The sequence below is a fragment of the Geodermatophilus chilensis genome, assembly GCF_002802985.1.
Lineage (GTDB): Bacteria > Actinomycetota > Actinomycetes > Mycobacteriales > Geodermatophilaceae > Geodermatophilus > Geodermatophilus chilensis.
Genome location: NZ_NVPT01000203.1, coordinates 1 through 8,024, shown reverse-complemented (window position 1 = coordinate 8,024; position 8,024 = coordinate 1). Strand labels below are relative to the sequence as shown.

At 75.2% G+C, this 8,024-nt stretch carries 8 protein-coding genes; 4 read left to right on the top strand and 4 right to left on the bottom strand.

What is annotated here, in order from left to right:
- Positions 1-342 precede the first annotated feature (342 nt).
- The 4 genes from CNO22_RS23750 to CNO22_RS23735 all read left to right on the top strand — a co-directional run bounded on the left by CNO22_RS23750 (position 343) and on the right by CNO22_RS23735 (position 4,296).
- Positions 343-549 carry a DUF2191 domain-containing protein gene (locus CNO22_RS23750; protein WP_100501729.1) on the top strand — a complete coding sequence of 69 codons (207 nt, stop codon included), beginning with the start codon at positions 343-345 and terminating at the stop codon, positions 547-549.
- Positions 540-965 carry a PIN domain nuclease gene (locus tag CNO22_RS23745; protein WP_100501728.1) on the top strand — a complete coding sequence of 142 codons (426 nt, stop codon included), beginning with the start codon at positions 540-542 and terminating at the stop codon, positions 963-965. The genes CNO22_RS23750 and CNO22_RS23745 overlap by 10 nt, the downstream gene beginning before the upstream one ends.
- Positions 966-1,050: 85 nt before the next feature.
- Positions 1,051-2,712 (top strand): bifunctional 3'-5' exonuclease/DNA polymerase, encoded by a 1,662-nt coding sequence (locus CNO22_RS23740; protein WP_100501727.1) that lies wholly within the window; start codon positions 1,051-1,053, stop codon positions 2,710-2,712.
- Positions 2,713-2,862: 150 nt separating this feature from the next.
- The gene (locus CNO22_RS23735; RefSeq protein WP_100501726.1) at positions 2,863-4,296 is read left to right on the top strand and encodes an SGNH/GDSL hydrolase family protein; all 1,434 of its coding nucleotides are present in this window, start codon (positions 2,863-2,865) and stop codon (positions 4,294-4,296) included.
- Positions 4,297-4,690: 394 nt separating this feature from the next.
- Here the strand turns inward: CNO22_RS23735 and CNO22_RS23730 are convergent, their stop codons facing one another.
- The 4 genes from CNO22_RS23730 to CNO22_RS23715 all read right to left on the bottom strand — a co-directional run bounded on the left by CNO22_RS23730 (position 4,691) and on the right by CNO22_RS23715 (position 7,643).
- A complete protein-coding gene (locus CNO22_RS23730) occupies positions 4,691-5,659 on the bottom strand; it encodes an MFS transporter (protein ID WP_232807301.1) in 969 nt (322 codons plus the stop codon).
- 62 nt (positions 5,660-5,721) lie between these two features.
- Positions 5,722-6,771 carry a hypothetical protein gene (locus tag CNO22_RS23725; RefSeq protein WP_100501725.1) on the bottom strand — a complete coding sequence of 350 codons (1,050 nt, stop codon included), beginning with the start codon at positions 6,769-6,771 and terminating at the stop codon, positions 5,722-5,724.
- 86 nt (positions 6,772-6,857) lie between these two features.
- The gene (locus CNO22_RS23720) at positions 6,858-7,400 is read right to left on the bottom strand and encodes a hypothetical protein (protein WP_100501724.1); all 543 of its coding nucleotides are present in this window, start codon (positions 7,398-7,400) and stop codon (positions 6,858-6,860) included.
- Positions 7,401-7,427: 27 nt separating this feature from the next.
- The gene (locus tag CNO22_RS23715) at positions 7,428-7,643 is read right to left on the bottom strand and encodes a hypothetical protein (RefSeq protein WP_100501723.1); all 216 of its coding nucleotides are present in this window, start codon (positions 7,641-7,643) and stop codon (positions 7,428-7,430) included.
- Positions 7,644-8,024: the final 381 nt, after the last annotated feature.

Here is an 8,024-nt window from a genome sequence, read left to right as displayed (position 1 = left end):
TTTGTGTGTGTGTGTTTTGGTGTTGTTCCGGTGTCTTTCTGTGTGTCTTGGCTGTTTTTTCTTCTGTAGTGTTCAGCTGATAACGCGGTTCTACCCGTAGGGTGTCGTCGGCAGCGTCGGTTGGGTATAAGAGCCAGTGCCGCGGTCATCGGCTCGCCGGTCGGTCGGCCGTCGGACGTCGTCCACAGCGTCAGGGTGTCGCCGGCGCGGGTGGTCGGGCGCGCGGGCACCTGGCCCTCCGTCGGCGTCCCGCCGGGCGCGGTCCAGCGCACCGGGACGGGCACCCGAGCAGCCCCCTCGGCCGTATATACCGGCTCGGCGTGCGCGCATATACTGGCTGCCGTGACGAAGCGTCTGGTGGAGATCGACGACGCCGACCTCGACGCCGCCCGGGTGGCGCTGTCGACCTCGACGATCAAGGAGACGGTGGGCCGGGCGCTGCGTGAGGCGGCCGCCTCCGCCGCCCGTCGCCGCGAGGTGGAACGGCTGCTGGACGGGTCCTCGGCCCTCCTCGCCGCCGGCGCGGACCGCGACCGGGCATGGCGGTAGTCGCCCGGTACCTCCTCGACACGAGCGCGGCCGCGCGCGTGCCCCACCCGCAGGTGGCCGACCGCGTCGTGCCGCTGCTGTCGGCCGGGCTCCTGGCGACCTGCGCCGCCTTGGACCTGGAGGCCCTGTACAGCGCCCGGACGCCGGGGGAGTACCGGGACGTCCGGGCCGACCGACGGCTGGCCTACGAGTACCTGCCCACCGAGGACGAGGACTGGCAGCGCGCGCTCGAGGTGCAGGCGGCCCTGGCCGGCAGCGGCCGGTGGCGCGGCGTGGGGATGGCCGACCTCGTCATCACTGCCGTGGCCGAGCGGCACCGGGTGACCGTGCTGCACTACGACGGGGACTTCGACCTCGTCGCCGGGGTGACCGGCCAGCGCACCGAGTGGGTCGTGCCGGCCGGCTCGGTGCCCTGACGCCGACCCGCTCCTCCGCCGAGGGGTGACCGACGCCCCCTCGGCGCGCCCGTGACCTGTCGGACCGGGCGGCGAGACTGCGGGGGTGAACCGGGTCGTCCTCGTGCGCGGTCCCGAGGGCGTCGTGGCGGCCCGGGAGGTGGCCGACGACGGGACGACGGTCGGCGTCACCCGGCTGCCCGCGGGCGACCTCGCGGAGTTCGTCCGGGACCGGGAGCGCACACCGGTCCGCTGGGTCTGGGACGACACCACCCGCTGGTACCCGGCGCTCCTGGACGCCGGCGTCCGGGTCGAGCGCTGCACCGACCTGCGGCTCACCCACGCGGTGCTGCGCCGCTCGCCGCTGGTCGACCAGGTCCTGCTCGCTGCCGAGGAGACCGCGGCCTGGGACGCGCTGGCGCCGGTCACCGCCACGGACCCGGCGCTGTTCCCGCTGGCGGACCCGGCCGACGGCCTCGACCCGGTCGCGGAGCACGAGCGCCAGCAGGCCGCGCTCGCCGCGTCGGCCGGACCCGCCCGCCTGGCCCTGCTGCTGGCGGCCGAGTCCTCGGGGGCGCTGGTGGCGGCGGAGATGACGCACGCCGGACTGCCGTGGCGGGCCGACGTGCACGAGCGCCTGCTCACCGATCTGCTGGGTCCGCGCCCGCCGCACGGGCAGCGGCCCGCGGTGCTGGAGGCACTGGCCCAGGAGGTCCGCGCGGCGCTGCGGGCACCGGAGCTGAACCCGGACTCCCCGGCGGCCCTGCTGCGGGCGCTGCAGTCGGCCGGGCTGGCGGTGGAGGACACCCGCTCCTGGACGCTGGAGCAGCTCGACCACCCCGTCGTCGGCCCGCTGCTGGAGTACAAGCGGCTCTCCCGGCTGCTCACCGCCAACGGCTGGGCCTGGCTGGAGGCCTGGGTGCGCGAGGGCCGGTTCCGCTCCTGGTTCGTGCCCGGCGGCGTGGTGACCGGGCGGTGGGCGTCCAACGGCGGGGGAGCGCTCTCGGTGCCGGTCCAGGTGCGCCCGGCCGCGGTCGCCGACGACGGCTGGCGGCTCGTCGTCGCCGACGTCGCCCAGCTCGAGCCGCGCGTGCTCGCCGGCATGAGCGGGGACGACGCGATGGCCGAGGCCGCCCGGGCCGCCGACCTGTACGAGGGCATGGTGGCCGGCGGGGCGGTCGAGACGCGGGCGCAGGCCAAGGTCGCGATCCTCGGCGCGATGTACGGGGCGACCCGGGGCGAGAGCGGCCGCATCATGCCGCGGCTGGCCCGCCGCTACCCGCGGGCGATCGGCCTGGTGGAGGAGGCCGCCCGGGCCGGCGAGCGCGGGGAGGTGGTGCACACCCTGCTGGGCCGCGGCTCGCCCCGACCCACCGGCGCCTGGGCCGAGCGGGCGGTGGCGCTGGGCGAGCCGGCCGAGCCGGCCGGCTCCCGGGAGGAGCGCGACCGGCACCGCCGGGCCTGGGGGCGGTTCACCCGCAACTTCGTCGTCCAGGGCACCGGCGCCGAGTGGGCGCTGTGCTGGCTGGCCGACCTGCGCAACCGGCTCTGGCGCCTGGGCGGCACCGGCCCGCTGCAGCAGCGGCCGCACCTGGTCTTCTTCCTGCACGACGAGGTCGTCGTCCACACGCCCGAGCACCTCGCCGACGCGGTCGCCGAGGAGGTGCACCGCGCCGCCGCGACCGCCGGCCGGCTGCTGTTCGGTGCCTTCCCCGTCGACTTCCCGCTCGACGTCTCGGTCGTCGCGTCCTGGGCCGACGCCGGCTGAGTCCCGTGCGGGTCCGGCGGCGACGCGCAGTGCGAGCAGCGGCGTTCGACATCGTCGGACGAGCGCCGTTGCCACCATCCCCGATGGCCTCTCTAGCCTCCAGCCACGCTCCAGACCCCGACTGGGGTCGCTGGTTCGAGGAGGAACAGCATGAGAGTGCGATCCCTGACGACAGCCGTCCTCACGGCGGCCGGCTGCGTCGTCCTGGCCGTACCGGCGCTGGCGGTCACCCCGCAGCAGGCGCCGCCGGTGGCGACGCACCAGGACTCCGGCGCGGAGCCGTGGGTGGCGGCGTGGACCACCGCGCCACAGGGCGTCTACCCGCTCGGCTACCCGGTGGGGCAACCCGGACCGCTGGGGGAGGTGGCGCCCGGCACCGAGGTCCCCCTCCTCGAGTACGCCTTCCCCGACGAGCAGGCGCAGGACCAGACCATGCGCATGGTCGTGCACCCGGGCATCGGCGGCGACGAGTGGCGGGTGAAGCTGAGCAACCGGTTCGGCACGCAGCCGGTGACCTTCGGCCGCGCGACCGCCGCCCTGCAGCAGAGCGGCGCCACCGTCGTCCCGGGCACCGACCACCAGCTCACCTTCGACGGCCGGTCGTCGGTGACCCTGCAGCCGGGTGAGGAGGTGCGCAGCGACCCGGTCCGCATGGAGCTCAGCGACGCCGACGCGCAGCGGTCGAACGTGGCGGTGAGCCTGCACGTCCGGGGGGCCAGCGGGCCGATGACCTGGCATGCGGCGTCCTTCACCACCTCGTACGTCACCGACCCAGGGGCGGGCGACCACACCGGGGACGTCACCGACGAGGCGTTCCCGCACTCCACGACGAGCTGGTTCTTCCTCACCGGGCTGGAGGTCCAGCGGGAGGACGCCGGGACGGTGGTCGCCCTCGGGGACTCCATCACCGACGGCTTCTTCTCCACCATCAACGGCAACGACCGCTGGCCCGACGTGCTGCAGCGCCGCCTGCTGGCCGAGGACGACGAGGAGGTCGTCTCGGTCGTGAACCAGGGCATCGCCGGCAACATGGTCACCCGGGTGGGGCGCCTCGCGGGAGGCTGCACCCCGTGCGACGGGCCGCCGGCCGTCGACCGGCTCGACGAGGACGTCCTCAGCCAGCCCGGTCTGCGCGCCGTCGTCCTGCTGGAGGGCATCAACGACATCGGTGGCGGTGGCGCGACCGCGGCCGAGGTCGTCGCCGGCATGGAGGAGATCGCCGACCGGGTGCACGACGCCGGGATCCCGATCATCGGGGCGACGCTGACGCCCTCGGGCGGCGCCGAGGAGGGGCTGGCGAACTACGGCACGGCCGAGACGGACGAGCAGCGGCGGGCCGTGAACGACTTCATCCGCACCAGCGGGGTGTTCGACGCCGTGGTCGACTTCGCGGCGGCCACCGAGGACCCGGCCGACCCCAGCCGGCTGCTGCCCATCTACGACACCAACACGTCGGTGGGTGGCCCCGGCGACCACCTGCACCCCAACCGCGCCGGGTTCCTCGCCATGGGCTCCGCGTTCGACCTGGAGGAGCTGCGGCAGCTCGTCGCCTCCGCGGCTCCGGAGGTCAGAGAGGCGGGCTGACGACGGCAGGGGGCGACCGGAGACGGTGACCCCGCACCACGGGAGGCGGCGTCCCCGTCGCGGGGGCGCCGCCTCCGCCGTCCCCGCGGCGCGGTCACCGCGTGCGCTGCGCCGCGCGATCCCCCCGCACGATCCCCCCGCACGGGTGATCCCCGGGCGCTACGGCGTTCCTACGGGTCGAGCCTGGTGCCGGGCGTCGCGTCTCCACCGTGCTGTTCCCGGCCGGTGCCTTCCTGCTGACGGCCTACCTGGTCGTGGAGCCGACGCCGTCGGCGACGGCGGGCGCCGTGGCCGCCGTGCCGCTGCTGGGCGGCCTGCTGGTGCTCCCGGCCCCGCGGCGGTGCCGCCCGCCGACGCCGCCGCCGCGGAGGCGCTGCGCGGCTGACGGGCCCGGCTACCGTGCCGGGAGCTGCCCGTTGCCCGCCGCGGCCCCCGCCGGCCGGGCGGGGGAGGCCACGCCGCGCAGCCCGAACCAGGCGACGACGGCCGTCGTCGCGCACACCGCGCCACCGACCACCGCGAGGACCGTGTAGCCGCCGGCGGCCGGTGCCGCGCCGCCGGACGGCGTGGCCGCGGCGAGGACGGTGGCGGTCAGGGCGCTGCCGAGCGCGAAGCCCACGTACCGCAGCACCTGGTTGAGGCTCATCGCGCTCCCGGTCTCCGAGGGCGGGACGGCGGCGACGACGAGCGCGGGGAACGCCGCGAACGAGGCCCCGACCCCCAGCCCGGCCACGGCCATGACCAGGAAGAGCTGCCAGAGCTCCGAGCGGGCGAGGGCGAACAGCACGAACGCCGCGGCCTGCACGCCTGCCGCCACCGGGAGGACGACGTGCCGGCCGGCGCGGTCGGCCAGCAGCCGGGCCAGCCGTCCGGCCAGCACGCTGGCCGCCGAGAACGGCAGCAGCGCCAGCCCCGCGACGACGATGGAGGTGCCGAAGCCCGCGCCGTCCGCCGCCGGGGCCTGGGCGAGCACGGGCACCGCCGTGAGCAGCAGGTAGTTCGACAGGCCCACCAGCAGGGCCGCCGCGTGCGCGGTGCGCGCCAGGCGTCCCCGCGCCAGCCGCAGGTCGACCAGGGGCCAGGGCGTCCGGCGTTCCCAGGCCGCCCAGGCCAGCAGCGCGACCGCCGAGCCGGCGACCAGCGCCCACAGCAGCGGCGAGGTCCAGCCCCACGCCTCGACCTCGCCGAGGGCGACCAGCAGGCCGGCGACCCCGGCCCCCAGGAGGAGCGCTCCGACGACGTCCAGCCGTCCGCGCGGTTCCGCCGTCGAGGGCGGCAGGACGGCGACACAGGCCAGCAGCGCGGCGAGGCTGACGGCGGCGCCGGCCCAGAACGCGGCGTGCACCCCGCCGAGCTCGGCCACCAGGCCGGCCAGGGGGTAGCCGAGGCCGACGCCGGTGACGACCGGTCGCCGACCGTCCCCCTCTACCCCCTGCTCGGCCGGGCGGCCGCCTTCACCCCCGCCACGGCGGCGGCGGCGGTGGCCCGGCCGACGCGCGCCGTGAGCTGCCAGGTCTTGACGCCCTGGGCGGCCAGCAGGCTGCGAGCGAAGCTACCGCCGGTCCGCCGCACCCCGTAGTAGGCGCGGTAGTCCCCCTCGCTGACCCGGTCCAGCGTCCGCTCGTAGGCGGCCAGCTGCTCCCGCACCGGGGCGTCGGGGCGCTCCCTCAGCTCCACTTGCGCCAAGACCTCGTACCCGACCGAGCAGCCTCGCTGCACCGCCAGCTGGGCACCCCGCCTCGCCTTGCCCAGCTCGCCCGCCGCCAGCTGGGCGCGGGCCAGCGTCACCAGCTCTGCCTCCCCGCTGTCGCCCGCCTTCACCGCCGCGGCCGCGAACTTCAGCCCCTCGGGCAGTCGGCCCTCGACCAGCGCGGCCCTGGCGAGGGCGTGCAGCGCGGTCCGGTCACCGGGCTGCTGCCGCAATCGGCGGGCGGCGAGTTGGGCGCCCCGTCGTGCCGTGTTGACGGAGGGCCGCCCGGGCAACTCGGTCCGGCCCAGCGTCGACCCAGCCTTGACCGTGTAGCTGACCGCCAGCGTGTGCGGGGCAGCGACTCCCCGCACGAGCCGGTAGGTCCTCATGTCGGCCTCGTAGCGCTGCAGGGACTCCGCCAGCTGCACGGTCACCAGCGGGTCATCCGGGTGCTGGCGCGCCAGTCTCCTCATGTCCAGCACCCCGTTCTTCGCCCGGGCGGTGTCGCCCGGCAGGCTCAGGACCGGCAGCGACGACAGCTCCGCGGCTGTCCGCCGGACAGCCGCGCCCATTGCCGTGGCCTGCTCGCTCGCCGCCGCCCGCCTCAGCGCCGCGTCCGTGGCCTGCTGGGCGCGGCTCTGGACCGCCGTCGCGCCGGTCTCGATCCCCCGCCTGAGCCCCCGGTACGGGCCGCTGTCGATGTGCTGCTCCACGCTCTGAGCGACAGCCTCGGCCCGGCTCTGCAGGACCTCCTTGGCCGCCCTCACCTTCCGTCCCAGCCCCATCTCGCCCCTCCCTGGCGTCTCCGGCTGGATGACAGCGGCCAGACCTGGGTGGGTAGTCTGGCCGCCGATGATGCCTCCGCGGGCGATCAGAGCGCCCGGCAGGCGTCGCCGATGGCCTGGCCGAGCTCGTCGATGCCCGACCTGGACATCGGCCCCATTCCGCCGTGCAGACCCAGCACGAACCGCCCGTCCGGCATGTCGACCGTCGTGATCCGAAGCATCTGCCTGTTCCCGTGGCTGAACCTGTCGACACCGGTGATCCCGGCCAGCGGCGCTTCGAAGATCGTGCCGCCGGCCTGGTCGCTCGCCGCGGTGGCCCGCTTGGCGCTCGCGCTGGCGGCAGAGGTGACCCCCGGCGCGGACATGCCTGCCGCGCCGAGCAGCGCCCCGGTCGCGGCGATGGCGGCCCGTTCGCCCCACTTCTGGGCCGCCGACCGCTGGACTGGCTCCAGCACCAGCCGGCGGTCGGTGAGGTGCAGGTCCCAGACCCCGTTCGGCTCCCAGACCGTGATCTTGAGGAAGAAGCCGCCCTCCCTCACCTGCTGCAGCGTGTCGACCCGCCACGTGCGGATGTGCCGCTCTCCCGGGTCCAGCCACGCCGGTCCGGGCCTCGTCTGCTGGATGGTCATGGTGCCCTCCTCACTCGTGGCTCGGCGCTACACCGGCCAGGCCTCGGCGGTGCCGTCGCTGCTGACCTCGGTGATCTCATACGGGTCGGTGCCGTTCACGTAGTCGTCGTGACTCTCGTACACCTGCCCCAATGCGTCCTGATACGGGTCGGTGATGTTCGTACCGTCCGGGTTGAACTCGACGTCCTGCAGCGCCTCCGAGGTGTCGAGGTCGAGGTCGTCGTAGCCTTCGAGGTCCGTCACGTCGGGCTCCCAAGGGGTGAGTAGGTCATGAACTCGACCGTCCATCCAGGGGCTGGTCGCCGAACACGGAATGGCGGTCGCAGATTGGACCGGGCGCGGGGGCGGGAAGTTCCCAGCTATTTCCGGGGCGGCGCGCCGGTCGAACGACGTACGGGGCGCGGACGACCAGGCCGAGGCTGCCGGGAGGAGGAAGCGCTGCGTACCACGACGGAGACCGCAGGCTGACCGCTGGCCCATGCGGGGAGTTCGAGCACGGCACGTCCGCCCCGCTCGACGCCCTGCTAACCCGGATCTTTCACGGCGATGATCGTTTGTGTCGTCGTCGGGGTTCTTGGCCCGCGCGGGCGTGAGACTGGCATGAGGGTGTGACGGTTCGCCCGG